17 protein-coding genes, 1 tRNA gene and 1 pseudogene are annotated in these 22344 nt (G+C 30.6%); 13 read left to right on the top strand and 6 right to left on the bottom strand.

Going from position 1 to position 22344, the window contains the following annotated elements; all coding sequences use genetic code 11:
• Positions 1-134 precede the first annotated feature (134 nt).
• The 5 genes and pseudogenes from H527_RS24080 to H527_RS0117375 form a co-directional block, all read right to left on the bottom strand.
• Positions 135-266: pseudogene (locus tag H527_RS24080) on the bottom strand (DUF4407 domain-containing protein); the annotation flags it as partial.
• A gap of 203 nt (positions 267-469) precedes the next feature.
• Positions 470-2218 (bottom strand): M56 family metallopeptidase, encoded by a 1749-nt coding sequence (locus H527_RS0117390; protein ID WP_081414636.1) that lies wholly within the window; start codon positions 2216-2218, stop codon positions 470-472.
• A complete protein-coding gene (locus H527_RS0117385) occupies positions 2215-2586 on the bottom strand; it encodes a BlaI/MecI/CopY family transcriptional regulator (RefSeq protein ID WP_027413870.1) in 372 nt (123 codons plus the stop codon). The genes H527_RS0117390 and H527_RS0117385 overlap by 4 nt, the downstream gene beginning before the upstream one ends.
• Before the next feature lie 144 nt (positions 2587-2730).
• Complete coding sequence (locus tag H527_RS23265) at positions 2731-5865, bottom strand: M43 family zinc metalloprotease (RefSeq protein WP_051316853.1); 3135 nt, start codon at positions 5863-5865, stop codon at positions 2731-2733.
• A gap of 250 nt (positions 5866-6115) precedes the next feature.
• Positions 6116-7504: a dipeptidase gene (locus H527_RS0117375; RefSeq protein ID WP_027413869.1), complete on the bottom strand. Its 1389-nt coding sequence runs from the start codon at positions 7502-7504 to the stop codon at positions 6116-6118.
• Between the two features lie 72 nt (positions 7505-7576).
• On the opposite strand from H527_RS0117375, the gene H527_RS0117370 reads away from it, so the two are divergent.
• The 11 genes from H527_RS0117370 (at position 7577) to H527_RS0117315 (ending at position 20142) form a co-directional block, all read left to right on the top strand.
• Positions 7577-8269 carry an aspartyl/asparaginyl beta-hydroxylase domain-containing protein gene (locus H527_RS0117370; protein ID WP_027413868.1) on the top strand — a complete coding sequence of 231 codons (693 nt, stop codon included), beginning with the start codon at positions 7577-7579 and terminating at the stop codon, positions 8267-8269.
• Between the two features lie 181 nt (positions 8270-8450).
• Positions 8451-8532 (top strand) — tRNA-Leu (locus tag H527_RS0117365).
• 330 nt (positions 8533-8862) lie between these two features.
• On the top strand, positions 8863-11298 hold the full coding sequence (locus H527_RS0117360) for a hypothetical protein (protein ID WP_027413867.1): 2436 nt from the start codon (positions 8863-8865) through the stop codon (positions 11296-11298).
• Between the two features lie 170 nt (positions 11299-11468).
• Positions 11469-12638 carry a DUF262 domain-containing protein gene (locus tag H527_RS0117350; RefSeq protein ID WP_051316852.1) on the top strand — a complete coding sequence of 390 codons (1170 nt, stop codon included), beginning with the start codon at positions 11469-11471 and terminating at the stop codon, positions 12636-12638.
• A complete protein-coding gene (locus H527_RS0117345; RefSeq protein ID WP_027413865.1) occupies positions 12638-13435 on the top strand; it encodes a HEPN domain-containing protein in 798 nt (265 codons plus the stop codon). The genes H527_RS0117350 and H527_RS0117345 overlap by 1 nt, the downstream gene beginning before the upstream one ends.
• Before the next feature lie 103 nt (positions 13436-13538).
• Entirely contained in the window at positions 13539-13865 is a 327-nt protein-coding gene (locus tag H527_RS0117340; protein WP_035088718.1) for a helix-turn-helix domain-containing protein, read from the top strand.
• Positions 13862-14746: a DUF4007 family protein gene (locus H527_RS0117335; RefSeq protein WP_027413863.1), complete on the top strand. Its 885-nt coding sequence runs from the start codon at positions 13862-13864 to the stop codon at positions 14744-14746. Before H527_RS0117340 ends, H527_RS0117335 begins: the two co-directional genes overlap by 4 nt.
• Positions 14721-17936, top strand: a complete 3216-nt coding sequence (locus tag H527_RS0117330; RefSeq protein ID WP_027413862.1) for a hypothetical protein — start codon at positions 14721-14723, stop codon at positions 17934-17936. Before H527_RS0117335 ends, H527_RS0117330 begins: the two co-directional genes overlap by 26 nt.
• Positions 17937-17938: 2 nt before the next feature.
• Entirely contained in the window at positions 17939-19066 is a 1128-nt protein-coding gene (locus H527_RS0117325) for a phosphoadenosine phosphosulfate reductase family protein (protein ID WP_027413861.1), read from the top strand.
• A complete protein-coding gene (locus H527_RS0117320) occupies positions 19066-19755 on the top strand; it encodes a hypothetical protein (protein ID WP_027413860.1) in 690 nt (229 codons plus the stop codon). Before H527_RS0117325 ends, H527_RS0117320 begins: the two co-directional genes overlap by 1 nt.
• Entirely contained in the window at positions 19756-20142 is a 387-nt protein-coding gene (locus tag H527_RS0117315) for a nucleoside 2-deoxyribosyltransferase domain-containing protein (RefSeq protein WP_027413859.1), read from the top strand.
• A 7-nt stretch (positions 20143-20149) separates the two neighbouring features.
• On the opposite strand, the gene H527_RS0117310 is transcribed toward H527_RS0117315, so the two are convergent.
• Positions 20150-21265, bottom strand: a complete 1116-nt coding sequence (locus tag H527_RS0117310) for a cysteine desulfurase family protein (protein ID WP_027413858.1) — start codon at positions 21263-21265, stop codon at positions 20150-20152.
• 522 nt (positions 21266-21787) lie between these two features.
• Here H527_RS0117310 and H527_RS0117305 point away from each other — a divergent pair.
• Positions 21788-22063 (top strand): helix-turn-helix domain-containing protein, encoded by a 276-nt coding sequence (locus H527_RS0117305; protein WP_035088714.1) that lies wholly within the window; start codon positions 21788-21790, stop codon positions 22061-22063.
• A 16-nt stretch (positions 22064-22079) separates the two neighbouring features.
• Complete coding sequence (locus H527_RS22500) at positions 22080-22304, top strand: hypothetical protein (RefSeq protein WP_035088711.1); 225 nt, start codon at positions 22080-22082, stop codon at positions 22302-22304.
• Positions 22305-22344: the final 40 nt, after the last annotated feature.

Raw genomic sequence — 22344 nt, 5'->3', positions numbered from 1 at the left:
ATTCTGAACTCACTTGCTGTACGCTTTGACCTGATTGTAATAACTCTACAATCATAAGTTTAAAATCGTTACTATGTTTTCGCTTTACCATAATTCAAATATATTTAACATTATGGGCTATTTAAAATCGTCCTAACAAAACTAGATATTCCAGTAAAGAAAACAGTAGCTCCTATACCTGCATACTTGTTTTGTTCGCCAACAGAGCTATTGGCTAATATGTCTGCATCTGCTCCTGAACATAAAATAAAAAAATGTTTTAACATAATCTAAGGGTTTTTTGATGATGAATAAACATATAACGCTGATTTATAAGTAAATGTTGCAAAAAAACCTCGTTTGCACGAGGTTTTTTGTTATGAGCCAACAACCTCGAAACTTGCTCACGAGGTATGCTTCTGAAAATATATTTTGTTTTCGAGGCAAGCCTCGGAGAATTAAACTCCTCAATGTAGATTAAAACAGATGATTATTTACTATTTCTTGATTTTTCGGCTTCTTTTCTAGCTTCCTCTATAACTTTACGCGCTTCTTTTCTAGCTTTTTCAACCTCTTTCCTTACCTCATCCCGGGCTTTTCTAGCTTTTTTCATCGCTTTTTCACGTACTTTTTCTGCATGTTTTCTGGCTTTTCCTGCATAAACTCTTGCCATTTCTCTTGATTTTTCTGCTCTTCTCATTCCTTCTTCCCTAGCTTTTTGAGCTGCCTCTATAGCTATTTTTCTAGCTTTCTGAACTTCTATCCTTGCCATAGCTCTTATTTCTGCTGCTTCCATTTGTGCTTCTGCTATCGCTTCCATAGCTGTTTTTTCTATAGTAGCTTCATCTATTTCTGTCTCTACCCTAGCTTGTTCTGCCTCAATAATTGCTTGTTCTATTTCATTTTCTATTTCGTCTATTTCACTTTGTGATAGATTAGATGGGGGTTTTGGAGGTGTTGATAGCATTGGTATATCACTTTGTTCTTCTTTTTTTACCTTTGGTGATAGTAATGGTAATATACTTTTTTTCTCTTTTTTAGCTTTTGGAGCAGAAGGATATGGTAACGAGGGCGGAGGCGGAATTAGATCATGACCATCTGGATTTACTTTATATAATCTTGTATTTCTATATACTTGATTAAGTTGTTGAACAAAGTTATCTTCTGAATTCATAATCTGTACATCGAATTGAAATTCGGTTAACTCATTATCTTTCCACTGCTTTGTTAACTCGTCTACCGTAGTTGCAAAACCTTGAAGATTTGTAGCTGTTCCATTCACTGTGATTTTTTCTTCTTTAATACGTATTTTAATTTTCTTATCAGGATCAGTAGAAGAAACAGTTTTTGTGTAGTTTATGTTTTTTTGTTGTGCTACAATTTTATTATTAAAAAGTAACATACAGATAAACAAAATTGGTAAAAGTAGTAGTAATCTTGCTGCTACTCTTGTTTTAGAAAATTGTTTTGACATCATAACGATTCGTTTTTTGGTTAATGAATAATTAATAGCACTTGTTAACACAGTATGATTAGTACTGTTTGGATAATTAACAAGTAAGTTTATATATTGATGAATTGAGAATTGTTGCTTTAGTACTGTTTGATCTGCAAGAAATTCATGATTTAATCTAATTGATTTTTTTATCCAAAACCACATTGGATTACACCAAAAAACAACTTGTAGAACTTCGACAAATAAGATATCTAATGTATGCTTTTGTTGCACGTGGGTTTTTTCATGTAAGAAAACTTCTTTTGGAATTGCTTGAGCCTGAAATTCTTTTTTAGAAACAAATATATACTTTAAAAAAGTATATGGTATGACTGGATTTTCAAGAAGTACGTTGGTATGCGAAGGTTCTTTTAAATTTTCGTTTACCCTTACCTTCTCTATCAAATTAAGGATGTTTTTTATAAACCGAATTGCAAAAATTAAAGCTCCTATGCCATAAATAATCCATAAAATTGTTGAAAGATAATTTATAGAAGATTCTTGTGATGGTATCTCTTTTGCTTGTATTACATAAGTAACTGGTTGTTGCAGGTTTTCTTGAAGATCCACTACATTTGTTGTATAGGTAAAAGTAAGTAACGGTATTGTATATGCAAATACTAAGCTAAAAATTAGATAAAATCTTTTAAAATGATGCATGTTTTCTTGTTCTAAAAATAATGTATAGAACCCCCATAACAAGGCTATACACATAGATGATTTTAGGACATAATAAACTATCATTTTTTTTGCTTTTGAATTTGTTGATCTACTATTTTTTTAAGCTCTTCTAATTCTGTAGTGGATAAATTAGTTTCTGATGTGAAAAATGAAGCAAATTGAGATGCAGAATCATTAAAAAAATTCTTTATTAATCCATTTACATGTTTAGAAAAGTAATCTGTCTTTTTAACTAGTGGATAATATTCTCTAGATTTTCCATATAATTTATAATCAACAAACCCTTTATCTGTCATTCTTTTTAATAACGTAGCCACAGTAGTCGTTGCTGGTTTAGGATCAGGAAAAGCATCTAATATATCTTTCATAAAGGCTTTATCTAATTTCCAGAGATACTGCATTACTTGTTCTTCTGCTTTTGACAATCGCATTGTTCTACATTATTAGAGATTATTCTACAAATGTAGAGTAAAATTTCATATAACCAAAAAAACTACCTGAAAAAGTTAGAATAAAGAGCTTAACCTTTATTTTAATTTCAGGTAGTTTGGATAAAAACAAATACTACTACAAACTTATTTTTTTATTATAGTGTGAATTTCTGAAGTTGTGCTTGATTTTATTTTCATAAAATAACTCCCTTTATTTGTTATTTTTTCTCCAAAAGATACTACTCCTGGGTTTATGTCATATTCTTTATAAGAAATAAGTCTTCCTAGCATATCATACACGCTCATTGTAAATTTCTCATCTCCTAATTTTGTTAGATCCACATTAATCATTTCTGTAAATGAATTAGGATATACCGTAATTAGGTTTTTTGAACCTTCTTTTCTTACAGCACCATTTCTTTTAGTTAAAAGACCTTGATTTGGGGTGGTATTATAAGCATAGTCTAATATTATATAGGATAATCCATTATTGGCTATAGTTGCATAAAACCACCCATAATGTGTGTTTCCATTAATTTTAAAAGTAAATCCTATATAACCAGATTTTCCATTCCAGTTTGTATATGAAGTGGAACTAACTACATAGCTATTAGCGTTTGCAACAAAATTACTGGATGCACCAACCTCTACACCTTCTGGGATAAAGGTTACATTGCTAGTAGTACCTTCACATACTACATTTTTATTATATGTAACTAATCTTAAAGAGTTATTGGTATACCAAGCTCCAAATCCATTATCATCTCCTGCTTCTATTCTGAAAAAATTCCATGTTTTTGATGAGCTAGCCGTTATATCTTCCATATTTACATATACTACAGTCCCATCATTTATACAAGGAGTACAGGAACCACCGCAATCTACGCCTGTCTCATTTCCATTTTGAACACCATCTGTACAGGTAGGGTTGGATCCTCCTCCATCTCCTATAGAAACTGTATAATCTTCAACTTCTCCGTAACTAAAAGATCCACATGATGATGATGGTATTGCATTATATTGCATTGCCACTCTCATTCTTGTATTTCCGTTTTTAGCTTGAGAAGGAATTGTAAAATTACCACTTACCGAAGGATCTTTTGATGCAGATTTACTCCATACTTGTTCTCCTGCATCTACAAAATCGCCATCCTGATTATAATCAATCCATACACTATACCCTTCTGAATATGCTGTTGATACCCAAGTTGGAGTTATTGTTATAGTATTTGTAACTCCTTTAGAAAGATTTGTAGATTCTGATGTAAAATCACTATATCCTCCTGTACCAGCTACTGATGTTTTATCTATTGTTCCCAACTGAACTCTACTTATATATTCATCGGATGAACTATTTGCATTTGCTCCACAATAAGTAATACCAGTATTACATGGTGTACAAGATCCTCCACAGTCTATACCTGTTTCATCTCCATTTTGTATACCATCATTACAGGTAGGGTTATTTCCACCATTCCATACTTTACTTCCTGCTTTAATCGCTCCAAAAGGCTCTGTGCTATATGCATAATCTAATAAAGTATAAGAGGTTCCATTTGCATTTACTTGAACTCTAAACCATCCGTAATTGGTTTTTCCTGAATATATTTCTAATTGAAATCCTATATAAGCAGTTTTTCCATCCCAAACAGTATAACTCGCATCTCTAATAACATGTAAATCTGGGTACGCACCTCCATTAACCCAACTACTTTGTGCAGATATTAATGTGTTTTCTGTAATTGGTAAAGGATTTCTTGTTCCTGATGAGCAAACTAATGCTTTCTGATACGTTTCTAATTTTAAAGCATTATTTTCAAAAAAGGTTCCGAAAGAATTACTATCTGCTCCTGTTATTCTAAAAGAGGTCCAAGGTGTAGTAGCATTTGCTGTGTAATCATTATTGTTTACATACACTACTTCATAAGGGTTATAAAAAGAAAAATTAAAGGAAACTTTGTCTGAATTTAAGGCATTTGTTCCTCCAGAAACAATAGCGTTTTTTAGTGTAATCGTTCCTGCTGCATTATTTGCAGTTGTGTGATTAGTAGCTGTCCCGTTAAATCTTACTCTCAACTTTGTATTATTAATTACTGTTATTGTTGGTGAAAATCCTTGAGGAAGGCTAGAAGTAAAGTGCGTTCCTTGTGTAAGAGTTCCTGAGCTTAAAGAAAATGTTCCGTTTTGAATATCAATATCGTAGTAATCGTCTACTAATGTACCATTATTGGCTAAAGATTCTTCTACTGTGTTATTGGCTACTACAAGAGTCGCTCCATTTAAGTTCACCCCAGTAGCGATTAGGTTAGCTGGCTGCCATAATGGTTTTCTTGACGGATGCTGTAGTGCTGCTAACATTCTGCTTACCTGACCTTGTGTATACATTTTTGCACAACCTGCAGCCGCGTCATACCCCATGTAATTTTCATAATTAATCAAATTTCCACAATCACTAGCTCCAACAACACATCCATCGTCTCCAGAGTTCGTATCTTCTTTTGGTGTATCATTGACATAATCTCCATTTGGGTCATTACAACCTCCTTCAAAAGTATGTATCAAATTAAGCCAATGACCAAATTCGTGTGTAAAAACAGATGCAAATTCTTTACTGGTATTACCATGTAAATATTGCCCATTATATACTACTCTTGCTATGTTTTCATTAGACATTGTAGTATCTGGATACCATGCTACTCCCGAATTAGTAGAAGCACCATCTCCATAAAGATCTGCTGTAATATAAACATTCATGTATTTATAATTATCCCAACCGTCTGCTGCTACAACAGGACTGTTATAATTACCCATACCAGATGCTACGGGGTGTATAATTACTCCGTTGGTACTACCTCCATTAGGATCAATTTTTGCCAAAGCAAACTTTATGCTCAATGTAGATTTACGCCCATCAAAAACTGGATCAATCGTATTAAAATCATCATTAAGCCCATTAAAATCTTTGTTAAGAGCATCTAGTGCTCCTTGTATCTTGTCGTAATTTACTGTTTTACCATTCTGTACCGTACCATATACATGTACAACGACTGGTATTGTATAGGTTTCTGCTGCTTTTTGAGAAAATGATTTACTCTGAACAAAGCTTTTAGTAAACTTATTAAAGTTTTCATTTTCAGTTCTTGCCTTGGGGTTTGCCAAAAAATTATGTTCATTGGCATTTTGGGTTTGGCATTTTTTAGCATCTACAGGCTGTTGCCCAAAAAGAGTTGTGAAATAACCACACAACAAAATTGCTAAAAAAAAGTTTCTAGTTTTCATAATTATCTAAATTTGTGTTTTAGTTGAGATAAAAATAAAACTATTGACCTTCTTAAGACTATACTATAATAACCAAACACGGTACTATATTATCTATCTTCTATCGTTTTTTGTTTTGTACTGTAAAAAAAAGAAGAAATAACCACTAATCATTTTATAAAAAGAAGAGAAATAGGTTCTATCTTCATTAAAAAATGGCATAAAAAAAACATCCCAATAAAGGATGTTTTTTTTAAATTATTATATCTTATTATTTATTTAATTCTGTAAAATATTTATAAAAAAGAGGAATTGTTTCTATTCCTTTTAAGTAATTCCAAACCCCAAAATGTTCGTTAGGGGAATGTATGGCATCACTATCTAAACCAAATCCCATTAAAATAGTTTTACTTTTTAATTCTTTTTCAAACAAAGAAACAATAGGAATACTACCTCCACTACGTTGTGGAATAGGAGTTTTACCAAATGTATCTTGATATGCTTTGCTGGCAGCTTTATATCCAATATTATCTATTGGAGTAACATAACCTTGTCCTCCATGATGTGGTGTAACTTTTACAGTTACTGCATCTGGAGCTATACTTTCAAAATGTTTTTTAAATAGTTCTGTTATCTCTACCCAATCCTGATTAGGAACTAATCGCATAGAAATTTTAGCATACGCTTTACTAGCAATAACAGTCTTAGCTCCTTCTCCTGTATATCCTCCCCAAATTCCGTTAACATCTAGTGTTGGACGAATAGAATTACGTTCGTTAGTTGTGTATCCTTCTTCTCCATATACTGCTTTAATATCTAAAGCTTTTTTATAAGATTCCAAAGAAAAAGGTGCTTTTGCCATTTCCGCTCGTTCTTCTTCTGAGAGATTCTCTACCTTGTCATAAAAGCCAGGAACGGTTATATGGTTGTTATCATCATGTAAAGATGCAATCATTTTTGTTAATATATTAATAGGATTCGCAACGGCTCCTCCATACAAACCACTATGCAAATCTCTATTAGGTCCTGTGACTTCTACTTCAACATAACTTAATCCTCTTAATCCTGTAGTAATAGAAGGAACGTCTTTAGCAATCATACCTGTATCGCTAATTAAGATCACATCATTAGATAGTTTTTCTTGATTACGCTCTACAAACCAGCTTAAACTCTTACTACCTACCTCTTCTTCTCCTTCGATCATGAACTTTATATTACAAGGCAATTGATTGGTTTGTGTCATAATCTCCAATGCCTTAACATGCATATACATCTGTCCTTTATCATCGCAAGCTCCTCTTGCAAAAATAGCACCATCAGGATGAATATCTGTATTTTTAATTATTGGCTCAAAAGGAGGGCTATCCCATAACTCTATTGGATCTGCTGGTTGCACGTCGTAATGCCCATATACTAATACTGTTGGTAAATTTTTGTCTATAATTTTTTCTCCATATACAATTGGATATCCAGGAGTCTCACAGATTTCTACAGCACTACACCCTGCACTCACAAGGCTTTTTCTAATCTCTTCTGCTGTTTTAATGACATCATCTTTATAAGCTGTGTCAGCGCTAACAGATGGGATTTTAAGCAGTTCTATTAGCTCATTTATAAATCGATCTTTATGTTCTTGAACGTAAGATTGTATGTTTTGCATGAATCAGAATTTATTTTCGCCTAAAAGTAATAAAAATGAAGTAATTTGGTAGTATAACCAATGTATCCTTTTATGGAAAATATATTTCTAAAAATACCTTTTTTATTTTCTCAAACACAACTTTTGGAAGATTTGCAAGTATGCAAATCAAAACTATTTATACCTCATTATAATACCAAAAATTATTCGGGAGAATGGAAATCTATAGCGCTTAGATCTCTTACAGGAGAAACAGATCAAATATACGCACATTCTGCTTATACTAATAGCTATAAAAACACAACATTACTGGATAACTGTTCTTACTTTAAAGAAATAATTTCTTTATTTGAGTGTAAAAAAGAATCTATTCGTTTATTAAATCTTTCTCCGAATAGTCAAATAAAAGAACATACCGATCTTAATTTAGGGTATGAAGATGGTTTTTTTAGAATACATATTCCTATTACAACAAACCCAAATGTTCTTTTTTATATTAATAATACATTGGTATCAATGGCTGCAGGCGAATGTTGGTATGGAAATTTTAATCTTCCTCACCGAGTAGAGAACAATGGTTTGACCGATCGTATACATTTGGTTATAGATTGTATTCGAAATACTTGGTCGGATAGCCTATTTACCAAAGCGGGATATAATTTTGAAGAGGAAAACAAACCTCCTGTATATAATAAGGAAACTAAACTTAAAATGATTGAAGCCTTAGAGAGAATGCATACTGAAACGTCTAGAAAATTAGTCCAACAATTGAAATCTGAATTATAAAGTAAAAAACACCTATTAGCCCTTTCATTTTTAGCTTAAAATAAAGGGCTGACAAGGTTAACCGCTAATTACTTTTAATATTATTTAAAAAAAATAATTTAAGTTCTTTGCTTTTTACACATATTGTGTATATTTGCACTCACTTTTACAAAAAGTCCTAAGTATTGTAAAAGATTGTAATGCGGGCGTGGTGGAATTGGTAGACACGCTAGACTTAGGATCTAGTGCCGCGAGGTGTGGGAGTTCGAGTCTCCCCGCCCGCACAGCAAAGGAAAAGCCGACTTTAACGAGTCGGCTTTTTTGTTTGGGGTCATACATAGGTCATACTTTTTAATGGAGGTCAAGACCAATCGTTTGATATTTTATAGATCAAGCACAAATGTTATTTTAGCATTAAAAGGGATCAAGAACAAAAAAGTGCTACGATTCATGAAGTATTTTTTTTATAAAACATGTGCTCCTCTTTATTATAATTGATCAAAAAATCATAATTTACACTAATACTTCTCCTAAGCAAATAAGCCTTATGGTTTTCCGTAACAGCATTACAGGATAAGTTTCTATGTTTATAAAGATTTAATAGATTAAATTTTATGAAAGAACTTTTTTTGGAACTTTTCTCCGCAAAGACAGAAACTGCCGTTTTAGAAATTATAAATAATAAACCTTCTGTTTTTAAAAATAATAATTGGAAACATTTAGGAGGAATTGAAAGTAATTATGGTATTATAGAAAATCAACAATCTTCACCAGTTGCAGCACTTATCGAAAAAGTAACCAATTCTATTGATGCCACGCTTATGAAAAAATGTTATGAAGCAGGAATTAATCCTGAATCAAAGGAAGCCCCAAAATCAATGGATGAAGCTGTTGCATTATTTTACCCTAAAAATAATTGGGACATTCAATCTAATAGACGAAAACAAGCAGAAGAAATACAGATCATTGCAGATGGTCCTACTGATGATACTGCTGTGATCATTTATGATAATGGTGAAGGACAACCTCCTGAAATGTTTGAAGAGACATTTCTATCTCTTATGAAAGGGAACAAAAACAAAATTCCGTTTGTACAAGGCAAATATAATATGGGTGGTAGTGGAGCTATTGTATTTTGTGGAAAAAACGGTTATCAATTAATTGCTTCTAAACGCTATAACAAAATAGGCGATTTTGGTTTCACTTTAGTCAGACAACATCCCTTGACTAAAGAAGATAAGCTTACTATCAAAAATACATGGTATGAATATTTAGTAATCGATGACAAGATACCTTCATTTAATATAGAATCTCTTGATTTAAAACTACACAATAAAACATTTACTTCTGGTACTATTATCAAGTTATACTCTTATCAATTTGGCAAAAGATATGGATTTGCTCAGGAATTAAATCAGCACCTTACTGAATATTTATTTGAACCTGCTTTGCCCGTGTTAACAAAAGATACCAAAGAGAGATATCCAAATAACAAGGTTTTAGAAACAGATCTTTTTGGTTTAAAAAGACGATTAGAAAAGGAGGAGAAAGATTATTTACAAAAGACTTTTGTGGAAGAGTATACAGATGATCTCTTTTCAGGAACTAAACTTATTGTAACGGGATATGTATTTAAAAATAAAATAAAAGACTACAGTATTGCTGAATCAAAAAAAATAATTAGAGATCGATATTTCAAAAATAATATGTCCGTTTTATTTTCCATGAACGGACAAGTTCATGGGCATTATACTACAGAGTTTATTACAAAATCTTTACAATTCAATTTACTAAAAAACTATCTACTGATTCACGTAGACTGCACGCATTTAGATTACGATTTTAGAAAAGAGTTATTTATGGCCTCAAGAGATCGCTTAAAAGGTGGTCAAGAAACTAAAAGTCTGCGTGACTTTATTGCTAAGCAATTAAAAAAGAAAGGGAGTGCATTATACGAATTGAATCAGGAGCGCAGAAACTCCATTTCATTTGAATCAGGCAGCACTAATGAATTATTAAAAACCTTTACGAAAGATATCGGAATGGCTCCCGATTTAATGCGTTTATTGAGTCAAACATTTAAATTGGATTTTAAAACAGAAACTTCAAAAAACAACAACGACAAACAGAAAGGTAGTAAAAAGAATACTCAAGAAGTCTCTTTTTCTCCTCAGCGTTTTCCTAGTTTTTTTAATCTTAAAGGAAAAGGAAATAAAAGTGCTATAAGCCTTCCCTTAAATGGAGAACGGCAAATACAGTTTGCAACTGATGTAGAAGATAATTATTTCCACAGAACCGATGATCCTGGTGAATTAGAAATTGCACTTGTTTCTTACTCTAATAACCAAGCAGAAAATGGTGATCAAAAAGGATCTACAACAGAGATTAGTGAAGTTTTTAATATCCAGAAAAGCAGTCCACGTAATGGCACTATTAGAATTGACTTTAATACTGAAGGGAAAGAAGATCTTACTGTTGGCGATGAAATAGAAATAAAAGTTTCACTTAACGGCAGTGGTCCTTCTTTTGATGAAATTTTATTAGTACGTATTGCAGAACCTCAACAGAAAAAAGAAAAACTCCCTAAAAAAGAAGAAGATTTTGAAAACCCTGGTTTACCAGAATATAAACTAGTCTATGAAAACAAAATAGAAGGATTTGCTTCTTGGGATGAAGTAAGTGGTCTTTTGTCTAATGAAATGGATGCTAAAATGGTAATGTATCCTTTAGCCAATGGAGATCAGTTAGAGAAAATCTTTATTAACATGGATAGCAACGTTCTTACTCGCTTTAAAGCGAAATCAAAAAATATTAACGAGGAACAAAAAAAAGCAAAAGAAACTAAATACATATCTACTGTTTATTTTCATACGCTGTTCCTGTATACAATTACAAAAAATAGAAAGTTTGAAATCGTAAAAGAAGACGAAAACGGTACTACTGAAACTAAAGATATTTCTGAATATTTACAGGATATCTTTGACAGTTATTACACAGAATTTATTATTAATTTTGGAGATAAAGATTTGATTGAAAGCTTAGGCGAATAGCAAATTATGGAAATAGATAAAACTAAATACTTAAGTAGTAAAGAAACTATAAAAGAACTTAAAGTTTCTTCTTGTGATTTAATGCATTTACGGGTTTCGGGGAAATTAAAATTTATTAAAAAGGGAAATACCTATTTTTATGAAAAAAAATATCTAAAAAAATATAACAGATGACCGATCAAGAAATTACAAAAGATGATTTACAAGAATGGCAGGCACAAGACTTAGAATCTAATACCGAAGAGCAAGGTAACTCTACGGACTTAGAGGCTTTAAGAGTGATTAAATCTAATCAAGATTACAATCTTGATTATTTAATTACTTCTATTGACAAGAATATTGATTTAGGACCTGATTATCAAAGAAGATCTCGATGGAGCAAGAATAAGCAATCAATGTTAATAGAATCCTTTCTAATGAATATACCTGTTCCTCCTATTTTTTTATACGAAAAGGAATATTACGAATATGAAGTCATTGATGGAAGGCAAAGACTTGAAGCAATAAATTCATTTGTTAAAAATGAATTTAAGCTTAAAGGGTTGCAGCATCTGAAAAGTCTTATTGGTAAAAAATTCTCAGATCTTAATGATGAAACTAAAAGATCTTTGTTTAGAAGGACTATAAGTGCTACTATTTTATTAGTAGAATCCAAAGCTTTTGACAAGTACGATTTAAGAATGATACTTTTTAATAGATTAAATACTGGTGGAGAAAAATTAAATGGACAAGAATTAAGAAATGCAATTTATGCAAGTAGGTTTAATGATTTAATTATGGAGTTATCTAGCAATAAGCACTTTAAATTTATTTGGGATATACCGATTCCGACAGATGATGACGATACAATCACTATAAAAAAATTAAAAAATAACACTCTATATAAAACAATGACAGATTGTGAATTAGTGTTGCGGTTTTTTGCAATTAGAGAAGTTCAAGAAGGGATTATTACAGAAGGTTCCATGAGCTCTCTTTTAGATAAAACTATGAAAAGTAAGCAACATATAATAGATGCAAATGAATTAGAATCATTAAAAAAATTATTTATTGATTCTGTTGAAGGTTTAGTCAATAGAGTAGGGAAAGAAGCAATAATCAACCCTATTTTAAATACACCTAGAAAAGCCAGAAACCTTTATGACAGTATGTTGGTTGCTTTTTCTTATATAGATCTAAATAATCTTCAACCTAAGGAAGTAATTTTAGAAAACTTAAGAATTGTTTTATCTAATGAAAAGGAATATGAGGAAATAATTACAAGAGGTAATTCTATAGAAAATATTAAATATCGTGTAAATAAAGCAAAAGAAATACTAACTACAAATTTGAATATCTAATGCAACATATATTCGATAAATACAAAGAAGATCTAAATGAAATAAAAAAAACTATTTCTTTATTAAATATTTTAGAAGATTTCGCTAAAGAACCAAATATAGAAGTTAATGAAGAAAGTGATAGTTATTTAAAAAAAGCTAATAAGGTTAAAGAGGTTTTTAAAGAGAATAGATCAGGTGTTACTTTTATTCCAGGTATTCTTATGCTGTATATAGCAGGTAGATTTGAAAATTATATAAGAACTATTTTTGAAGAAACGTCTACCAATGTCGCAAAAGCCCATTTAACTTTCAAGGATCTAAATAAAGAATTTCAAAACTCACTAATAAATGACACATCTAAAGTAATAGCTAATCCTAGAAAATATAATCATGGCGATGGTGCTCGTGATACTTTTATAAAAATTTTATACAGTAATATTCATGAAAATAAACTAGATAGAATAAATTATCAATGTTTATCATCTACTGATATGAATATGCGAACTAAAGTTATTACAGAATTGTTTAAAAAAATAAATTATAAAAATATTTGGACAGACATATCTGCACAAGCAAATTTAAGAAGCTACTTTGGCGGAATTGAGCCTAATAAAACAATGTCAGAAAGTCAAAAACGATTGGATAGTTTTATGGACATAAGAAATAGTATTGCTCATCAATCAGATACAGTTACTTGGATGTCAACAAATGATTCAATTGGATACATTGATTTTTTTATAGAATTGGGTTATGCTATTGGCTCAGTATGCCCTTTACATATTAGTAAAACACAAAATGAATTTAGGCAAGATTAATAATGTGTTAATTAGTATTTAGACATTTTATTAATACAAAACAATAATACCCTTATATTTGTAAAGACAAATAATGTCTTAAATAAAAAAATCTCAAATTCTAATGGAAACATTAGGTGAATACTTACGAAAACTACGTGAAGAACAGCATCTCCCAATACGCAAAGTATCCGCGGTCGTAGATGTAGATCAATCTACAATGGGCAAATACGAACGAGGAGAAAGATTGCCTAAAAGAGCACTATTAGATAATTTCGCCACTTTTTTTGATGTTCCCATTGAAGAGTTAGAAAAACGATTTTTAACGGATAAAATTGTTTTCCCATTATTGGATGAAGATAACCCTGAAGCCATATTACTCTGCTGCAAAGAAAAACTGGAGTATTTGAGAAATAAAAAATTAATACAAGGAGAATTTAAATTTCAATGAAAAAACTTAGATTTACAGGACACGAGACATTTCATTGCAGGCATTTTTGGCTGAAAAAGGGATTTGATTTCACTATCCAAAATAATACTATTTCTGACCAAGATGCTGTTGTAAAACTTGGGGTTGGAAAAAATATGGTTGCCTCAATAGATTTCTGGTTAAAAGCTTTTCATATCAAAAATGAACAAGATGAAACTACTAGTTTTGCACAATTTATATTTAATGATGTTAATGGACTAGATCCTTTTTTAGAATATGAAGGTACGTTATGGCTACTTCATTATCAATTATTAAAAACAGAGATAGCCTCTATTTACCCTTTAGTTTTTAAAGACTTCAGAAAGCAAAAAATCAACTCACAATTTACTTCTCAGCAATTACTAAAATATCTTCAAAAAGAAGAAAGGCTAAGAAGTGGTTCTAATACTAGTGAGAACAGTTTAAAAACTGACATCAAAGTTTTTTTACGCACTTATTTTTTAGACAAACGAGGAGGTAAAGATTTAGAAGATGATCTTTCTTCTATTTTTATTGATTTAAACTTAATTGATAAAATTGATAATGGCTCCTCTGAGGGATTATATCAATTAAAAGTCACTGAAAGAGAAGAGATTCCTGTGGAGATATTCTTATATGCTATTTTAGATACTTTTAAAGGCGAAGTATCTATTCCTTTTGATGCTATACAAGAAAAAATAGGCGATATTTTTGCTTGTAATGCAGAAGGGCTAGAATTAAAAATTGCTGAAATTTGTGATAGATATAAGTTTGCGGTCTATAAAGAAGATGGAGGAAGAAAACAATTACAAATAAAGGGAGAACAAAATAAATTAAACATACTAGAAAACTATTATAATGCTCAGGTTTACAACATCAACTAACATAGAAAGGGATGTCGTAAATGATATCCATTATATTACGACTCCTAATGCTTTAGATGTATTTGATAGAATTATTAATGCCTATCAATCAGGATATCACTCATTTAGTATTATTGGTTCTTATGGCACTGGTAAGTCCAGTTTTCTTTGGGCACTAGAGAAGAATTTAACGAATGACACCGCTTATTTTGCCCCTTTAAACGGACAATTTAATGGTGTTAAAAAATTCGAATTCCTCAAGCTTATAGGAGAATCGTCTTCTTTCTCAGAAACGTTAAAAACAACCTTTAATCTTAAAAAATCAAGTTCTAATAAAGCACTCTTAGAAACAGTTAAACAAAAGGGAATTGAACTTTCTCTACAAAAGAAAATCTTATTAATAGTTGTTGATGAGTTCGGTAAATTTTTAGAACACGCATCTAAAAATAACCCTGAACAGGAACTCTATTTCATACAACAGCTTACTGAACTTGCTAATGATCCCAATAGTAGTATTATTGTAATTACAACACTCCATCAAAACTTTGGTTCTTATGCAAGTGGATTATCAAAAAATCAAAAAAAGGAATGGGAAAAAGTAAAAGGTCGTCTAATAGATATTTCATTTGATGAACCTATAGAACAGCTCTTATTTCTTGCTTCTAAACGTATTGAAGATTTTAATATTAAAATGAAATCTCCAAAAGAGTTTAAAGAACTTTTTAATAAAATCAACCAAAGTAAACTTGTATCGAATTCGACTAACTTAGATTTTGATATTTCAAAAAAGCTATATCCATTAGATTATCTTTCTGTAAATATCTTAACACAAGCATTACAAAGATATGGTCAAAATGAAAGATCATTATTCAAATTTTTATCTGCAAATAAACAGGATGGGTTATTAAATTTTAATGATAGTGATAAAAATATATTTAACGTCGCTGATGTATTTGATTATCTAATAAAAAATCTAACTAGTGAGCTTAACGATAAGGACAACAACCCTCATAAACCTGTATGGCGTACTATTTTTAAAGCAATAGATAAAGTAGATGCGCTGAATACTGATAATTTTGAAGAGCTCTCTAAAATAATTAAATGTATTGGTTTAGTCAACTTATTTTCTAAAACTCTCGGTAAATTAGATAGAGAATTCTTGAGTGCCTATGCTGCCTATGCGTTGGAGATTGAGAATCCAGATATTCTTATTGACAGATTAGTTGAGCAACGCATCATCAAATTTTTTAATCATAAGAACAAGTATTTCTTTATTGATGGAACAGATATTGATATCGAACAAGAACTCTTAGAGGCTTCTGCCAATATTAACCCGTCATTTGAGATTACGGAACGATTACATTATTTTCTTGATTTACCAGTAATTTCTGCTAAGAGTATTTATTACAAAAAAGGAACGCCTCGATTCTTCAAATTTGAAGTCATTAATGAACTAGAAATCATTCAACCCAAAGAAGAAATAGATGGTTATGTTTATCTTATTTCCAATGAATCTATTACCAAAAATCAAGTTCTAAAAGCATCTGCTAACAGTGATCCTCAAATTTTTGTAATACTTAATAATATTAGTACATTAAGAACGGCTCTGTTTGAAATAGAAAAACTAGATTACGTTATAAAAAAACATTCTGATGATAAGGCTGCAAAAGAACTATTGTTAGAAGAAAGAAGATACGAAGTCAATAAACTCGAAAAGCTACTAGATACTGATCTTTATAATACTTCCAAAACTACTTGGATTTATAATGAAACTATTTTAGAGATTACTTCTAAAGCAGTTTTAAATAAATTTTTATCCCAAGTTGCAAACGAAGCTTATCCTGATATACCTAGATACACCAATGAGATGGTCAATAGACAGCATTTAAGTACTCCAATACTTACGGCTAGAAAACATCTTATCAAAGACTTATTAGACAATACCATAGATAGTAACTTAGGATATGAGGACACTAAATTTCCTCCTCAAAAAACCATATATCTTAGTCTAATTAAAGAAACGGGGATTCATAGAGAAGAAAATGGACACTATTTACTAGGCGAACCAAATGATGAGAGTTTCATCCCTCTATGGAAGCATTGCATACAATTCTTAGAGGAAGCAAAAACGATAAAGAAGAATATTTCTTTACTATATGAATCTTTATCCAAACCACCATTAAAACTCAAAAAGGGATTTTCGGAATTTTGGGTACCTATATTTTTAATCATTAAAAATGAAGATTTTGCTTTGTTTCATGAAAATGAAGGTTATATACCTTATCTAACCAGTGAAGTTTTAGATTTAGTACACAAAAAGCCTTCTAATTATTATGTGAAAACATATCAAGTAGAGGGGGTAAAACTGAATCTTTTAAATAAATATAAAGAGATTACAGGTCTGCAAGAAGAAAATGAAAAAGTAGAAAGTTCCTTAATAGCTATTTTTAGTAGATTTATGGCATTTTATAGAGGACTTCCTGACTATGCTAAAACAACCAATCGGCTATCGCCTGCTGCTAAAGGCTTGCGAGATGCGATTGCTCAGGCTAAAGATCCTGAAACTGCTTTATTAATAGAAATACCTCAGGGATTAGGATATCAAGAATTAAATTTAAAGAAAGAAGGTGAGCAAACTCTTGGAGACTTCATAAAACATCTAAATGAAGCCATATATGAAATAAGAACTTCTTATGATGACTTACTCAATCGTTTTGAAGAAAAAATGTTAAAGAGCTTAGGTATTAAAAAATCAGAATTCAGCACCTATAAACCTATTATTCAAAAACGTTTTAAAGGTCTAAAACCTCATCTACTGCTTATAAAAGAGAAAACATTAGTAAACAGGATAATGTCTAAACTAGACGATAGAGATTCTTGGTTAAAGTCATTAGGAGATGTTGTTTTAGGTAAAGGGATTAATAGAATGAAAGATGAAGAAGAAGTCTTATTGTTAGATAACACTTCTCAAATCTTGAAAAACTTAGAGAATCTTGTAGAAATTCATCAACTAAAGGAAGATCGAAAAGAGGATGATATTATACAAGTTCAACTAACAAATATGGATGGAAAAAGACAGGTTGAAAACGTAATCATTTCTCAAGACGATCAAAAAGAATTAATATCTTTAGAAAAAGATTTAGAAGCGCTTTTGAAAAACAACAAAAAGCTAAGGACAGCTGCTTTAATACGCTTATTACAAAAAAAATAAAGATGACTGTAAAACACGTTTTAGGGATTTCGGGAGGTAAAGATAGTGCCGCTTTAGCTTTATATCTAAAAGATAGGCATCCTGAACTTGTTGTGGAGTACTATACTTGTGACACAGGAAAAGAACTAGACGAAACTTATGAATTAGTTGAAAAACTAAATAGCTACCTAGGAACTGAAATAAAGGAAATCGTAGCTGTAAAACCTGGAGAAGAGACACCGCATCAAACTACTTTTGATCATTTTCTAGCAGAATATGGAGGGTATTTACCCTCTTCTACAGCTAGGTGGTGTACCAAAAAACTAAAGTTAGAACCTTTTGAAAAATATATAGGGGACGAGCCTACTATTTCTTATGTGGGAATAAGAGGAGACGAAGATCGTGAAGGGTATATTTCAAAAAAACAAAATGTACAATCTATATTTCCTTTTCGAAGAAATATTTGGAGTGAGGATGTCATTAGAGAAATACTAAACAATCGAAACATAGCTAACCTAACAAGTTATTATAAAGATTTAGCTTCTGAACATATTAAGGAAGAAGCTATTCATTTTGCAAATAAACCTATTTCAGAAGAATATAGTTTAAAACAAAAATTAAACACTTTATTAGATACTGACATTAAACTTTTCAATAAAGTAGTATTTGAATATTTGAAAACTACTGATTACCCTGTCGGAAAATTAGATTATTTCCCTTTAGTAGATAATGATGATGTCTTAGTCTTAGAAGATATTTATAGAGTTCTGGATGATAGTGGTGTAGGAAAACCCGCCTACTATAACAAAAAGACATATCAAGTTGAAATCGATGGTGAACTTAAAACAGGATATTATTCTCGTAGTCGTTCAGGCTGTTTTTTCTGCTTTTATCAACAAAAAATAGAATGGGTATGGCTATTAGAAAATCATCCTAAACTATACATTAAAGCTAAAGAATATGAAAAAGAAGGATATACTTGGATGGAACAAGAAACCCTAGAAGAGTTATCAAACCCTAAACGTATTAAAGCTATTAAAAAGGAGCATTATACACGCACACAACGTCTAAGTAAAAAACGTAATTCTAAAAGTTGGAGAGATGAAATTATCGAAGCTGAAGGGGTTGGTTGCGCAAGTTGTTTTATATAATGGGTGATGTAATAAAAAATATAAAAGAATTTATATGGGATGTCATAGGGTATCTTATCCCTGGTTTTTTGTTAATTATTGTTTTTAATTTATGTTTATTACCCTCAATTGGAATAGAAGACAACTTTTTAATAGAGTGGGAAAAATTCAGTGATTACTTAATAGTTATAATCTCTTATATACTTGGTTACGTTGTATATAGTCTTTCTGATTTTAAAGCATTAAAGCAAGATAGGTTATTAGATTTTCTAGTAAAAAAACTTCCGAAATTTGAAAGTTACTTTTCAAAACACAAAAATAATCATTGGGAAAAAACGTTCAAAGAATCTGCTACTTTCAAAAATGCTGTATTATTCTTAAAAGAAAAAGGATACAAGGACACCGACAAAATGAAGATTAATGAAATAAGAAATATTTTAATGTCTAGAAATCCATCAATGGATCAAAAAGTATATACCTTTATGTTTCGCGCATCTGTTTTCAATAATATTTCAACTATTCTTTTAGTAATAATATCACTAGCTTTTATTCAATTATTTACATCTTTAAAAGGTCTTTATTTTATAAAAACTACCCCTCAATTTATTATAATCTATTTTATATTTCTATTCTTAATACCTTTATTAGAAAAAGGAAAGAAAAGATTTTTTCAAATTGCAATGAGGATACCACTCTCCAATACAAAATAAATGAAACCTAAAATATATTTGGCAGGAGGCTTCAAGGGAGGCTGGCAAAAAAAAGTTACAAAAGAACTGAGTAGTGATTTTATTTTATTCAATCCTGAAGAACATAAATTAACAGAATCAGAAAAATATACTGCTTGGGATTTATTTCATGTAGATAAATGCGATATTCTTTTAGGTTATATGACTAAAGATAATCCTTCAGGCTATGGACTTGCATTAGAAATAGGATATGCGAAAGCGAAAGGCAAGCTTATCATTCTTATAGATGAAAAATCTCCTTCAGATAGTCTATTTGAGAAATATTTTTTAATCTGTAAAGAATCATCTGATGTAAACTTTGAAACACTAGAAAACGCTATTAATTATATAAAAAAATTCAATAATTAATTTTTGTTTAGATAATACTCAATAAATATTCTATAAAAGAAAGTGTTGTTCTTGAGCCATAACTAATTCGAATAGTCTCATTACATTCATTCTCACTCAAACCCATTGCTTTTAAAACGTGTGATGATTCAATAATCTCAGAATTACAAGCAGACCCTGTAGCAAGTGCTATTTTGTTTCTATTTCTCATAATAAAATCATCTGCTTCTTGATCTATTAATTGAATATTAGAAATATAAGGGCTTCTTCTATCCTTTGATCCATTAATACAAATCTTGTTTTGCTCTAAAAGAGTATTCTCGAGTTTATCTCTTAACTCTTTAATACGCTCATATTCTTCTTTCATATTCTCTTTGGCAATTTCTGAAGCTTTACCCAGCCCAACAATTCCTGGTACATTTAAAGTCCCTGATCTCATATTATTTTGATGTCCTCCACCATGAATCTGCATTTGTAATTTCAGGCCTTCTCTTATATATAGACCTCCTACTCCTTTAGGTCCATAAATTTTGTGACCACTAAAACATAGCAGATCAATATTCTGATCATTAACATTAATAGGAAGCTTACCAAAAGCTTGTGTAGCATCACTAAAAAAAAGTATGTTATTTTCCTTACATATTTTTCCGATATCACTTACATTCTGTATAACACCACTTTCATTATTCACATACATTATACAAACTAAAACTGTAGTCTTTTTAATATTACTTTTTAATTCATTTAGGTCAACTAAACCATCTCTACTTACATCTAAATAGGTTATATCAGCACCAATATCTTCTAAATAGGAGCAAGTATCTAGTACAGCTTTATGTTCGGTTTTTAAAGTAATTATATGGTTCCCTTTTTTTTTATTGGCTTGATAAGTGCCTTTCAAAGCTAAATTTATAGATTCTGTAGCTCCACTAGTAAAATAAATTTCATCATCTTCAGCTACTATCAAATTTGCAATCCTTAATTGAGCTTTTAAAACAGCATTTTTTGCAAGATCTCCATATTTATGAGTTGTACTTGCTGCGTTGCCATATATGTTATCAAAACAAGGAAGCATTTCGTCTAAAACTCTCTCATCTATTGGGGTTGTAGAAGCATAATCTAAATATATAGGTAAATCAGTCATATTTTGTCTAAAACTATTCAAAGTAAAGAATAATGATTTAAACTTAAGCTGTCTTATAGAAAATTCTTTAACAAATTCTAACCCTAAAAATGAACCGTGAGTAAGAGAATTTCGAAAATCTTTACAATAAAAGTAAACATAATCAAGGATAAAACGGAGTCTAAAAAACACTTTATTGCACTTTAACCAACCCCATCTGACGTTTTTACATAAAAACACCAACACTTTTCTTCTTAAAAACCCTCAAAAAAGCACTTTATAAAACGGCTATTTTGTTAAAAATAAAAAATTAACAAAACTTTAAGTCTGAAAAATCACTTGCATATAGAAACATTAAGGAACATTAGAAAACATTAAGCTTCATTAAAAACCATGCTCTGAATTTAGATGGGCTCTACTAGCGGTTAACCCTATTGTTTTTCATAATTATATATCTAACATTTACAACAGATATCTACAAACAAGATTGACTTTGCAAAGTACAATGTTCTAAAAAAGTATTCATTAAAATCAAAAAACATAATGAAAGGAAAATTCATTGTATTCGAAACAAAAGCTTTTTACAAACTAATCGAAGAGGTTGTGCATAGGGTAAAAAAAGAGGATAAGACTCTAAAAAATGAACAAACTTCAGATTGGGTAAATGCTACAGAAGCTAAACAATTACTAGGAATCAAAAGCACTGGTAAACTAAGAAAACTTTTATATGATAACCATATAGTAGCTTCACAACATGGGCGTACAATTTTATATTCCAGAAAAAGTATTCTGGTCTTTTTAGAAAAGAATAAAATCTAATCTAACTCTTAATAATATGAAAACCTATATAAAAACAGAGGTAGAACTCATTAATCCAGATGCAGATTATTACAGCCTTGATGAAATAAGAAAACTATTTAATCCTCCTATTTCATATGTAACCCTCTGGAGATGGCAGAAAAAAGGAGTTCTAAAACTCACTCCGTATGTATATGGTAACAAAAAATTCTATCATATAGAAGAAGTTCTTCAGGAATTAAAAAGACATAAAAAGTCTTAAAAATAATAGTTAAAGGGATGTCTTGCTTTGTATTCAGAAT

Origin of the sequence: Aquimarina muelleri DSM 19832 (assembly GCF_000430665.1) — a bacterium.
GTDB classification, from domain to species: domain Bacteria; phylum Bacteroidota; class Bacteroidia; order Flavobacteriales; family Flavobacteriaceae; genus Aquimarina; species Aquimarina muelleri.
Note: the sequence above shows the minus strand (reverse complement) of the source record. Positions and strands in the feature narration are given on the sequence as shown.

Bases quoted from the DNA above. Each gene is read 5' to 3' on its own strand.
- H527_RS0117375 (WP_027413869.1), bottom strand. From the start codon at position 7,504: ATGCAAAACATACAATCTTACGTTCAAGAACATAAAGATCGATTTATA.
- H527_RS0117340 (WP_035088718.1), top strand. From the start codon at position 13,539: ATGGAAACATTAGGTGAATACTTACGAAAACTACGTGAAGAACAGCAT.
- H527_RS0117370 (WP_027413868.1), top strand. From the start codon at position 7,577: ATGGAAAATATATTTCTAAAAATACCTTTTTTATTTTCTCAAACACAA.
- H527_RS0117320 (WP_027413860.1), top strand. From the start codon at position 19,066: ATGGGTGATGTAATAAAAAATATAAAAGAATTTATATGGGATGTCATA.
- H527_RS0117390 (WP_081414636.1), bottom strand. From the start codon at position 2,218: ATGATAGTTTATTATGTCCTAAAATCATCTATGTGTATAGCCTTGTTA.
- H527_RS0117350 (WP_051316852.1), top strand. From the start codon at position 11,469: ATGACCGATCAAGAAATTACAAAAGATGATTTACAAGAATGGCAGGCA.
- H527_RS0117310 (WP_027413858.1), bottom strand. From the start codon at position 21,265: ATGACTGATTTACCTATATATTTAGATTATGCTTCTACAACCCCAATA.
- H527_RS0117385 (WP_027413870.1), bottom strand. From the start codon at position 2,586: ATGCGATTGTCAAAAGCAGAAGAACAAGTAATGCAGTATCTCTGGAAA.
- H527_RS23265 (WP_051316853.1), bottom strand. From the start codon at position 5,865: ATGAAAACTAGAAACTTTTTTTTAGCAATTTTGTTGTGTGGTTATTTC.
- H527_RS0117315 (WP_027413859.1), top strand. From the start codon at position 19,756: ATGAAACCTAAAATATATTTGGCAGGAGGCTTCAAGGGAGGCTGGCAA.
- H527_RS0117345 (WP_027413865.1), top strand. From the start codon at position 12,638: ATGCAACATATATTCGATAAATACAAAGAAGATCTAAATGAAATAAAA.
- H527_RS0117305 (WP_035088714.1), top strand. From the start codon at position 21,788: ATGAAAGGAAAATTCATTGTATTCGAAACAAAAGCTTTTTACAAACTA.
- H527_RS0117325 (WP_027413861.1), top strand. From the start codon at position 17,939: ATGACTGTAAAACACGTTTTAGGGATTTCGGGAGGTAAAGATAGTGCC.
- H527_RS0117360 (WP_027413867.1), top strand. From the start codon at position 8,863: ATGAAAGAACTTTTTTTGGAACTTTTCTCCGCAAAGACAGAAACTGCC.
- H527_RS0117335 (WP_027413863.1), top strand. From the start codon at position 13,862: ATGAAAAAACTTAGATTTACAGGACACGAGACATTTCATTGCAGGCAT.
- H527_RS22500 (WP_035088711.1), top strand. From the start codon at position 22,080: ATGAAAACCTATATAAAAACAGAGGTAGAACTCATTAATCCAGATGCA.
- H527_RS0117330 (WP_027413862.1), top strand. From the start codon at position 14,721: ATGCTCAGGTTTACAACATCAACTAACATAGAAAGGGATGTCGTAAAT.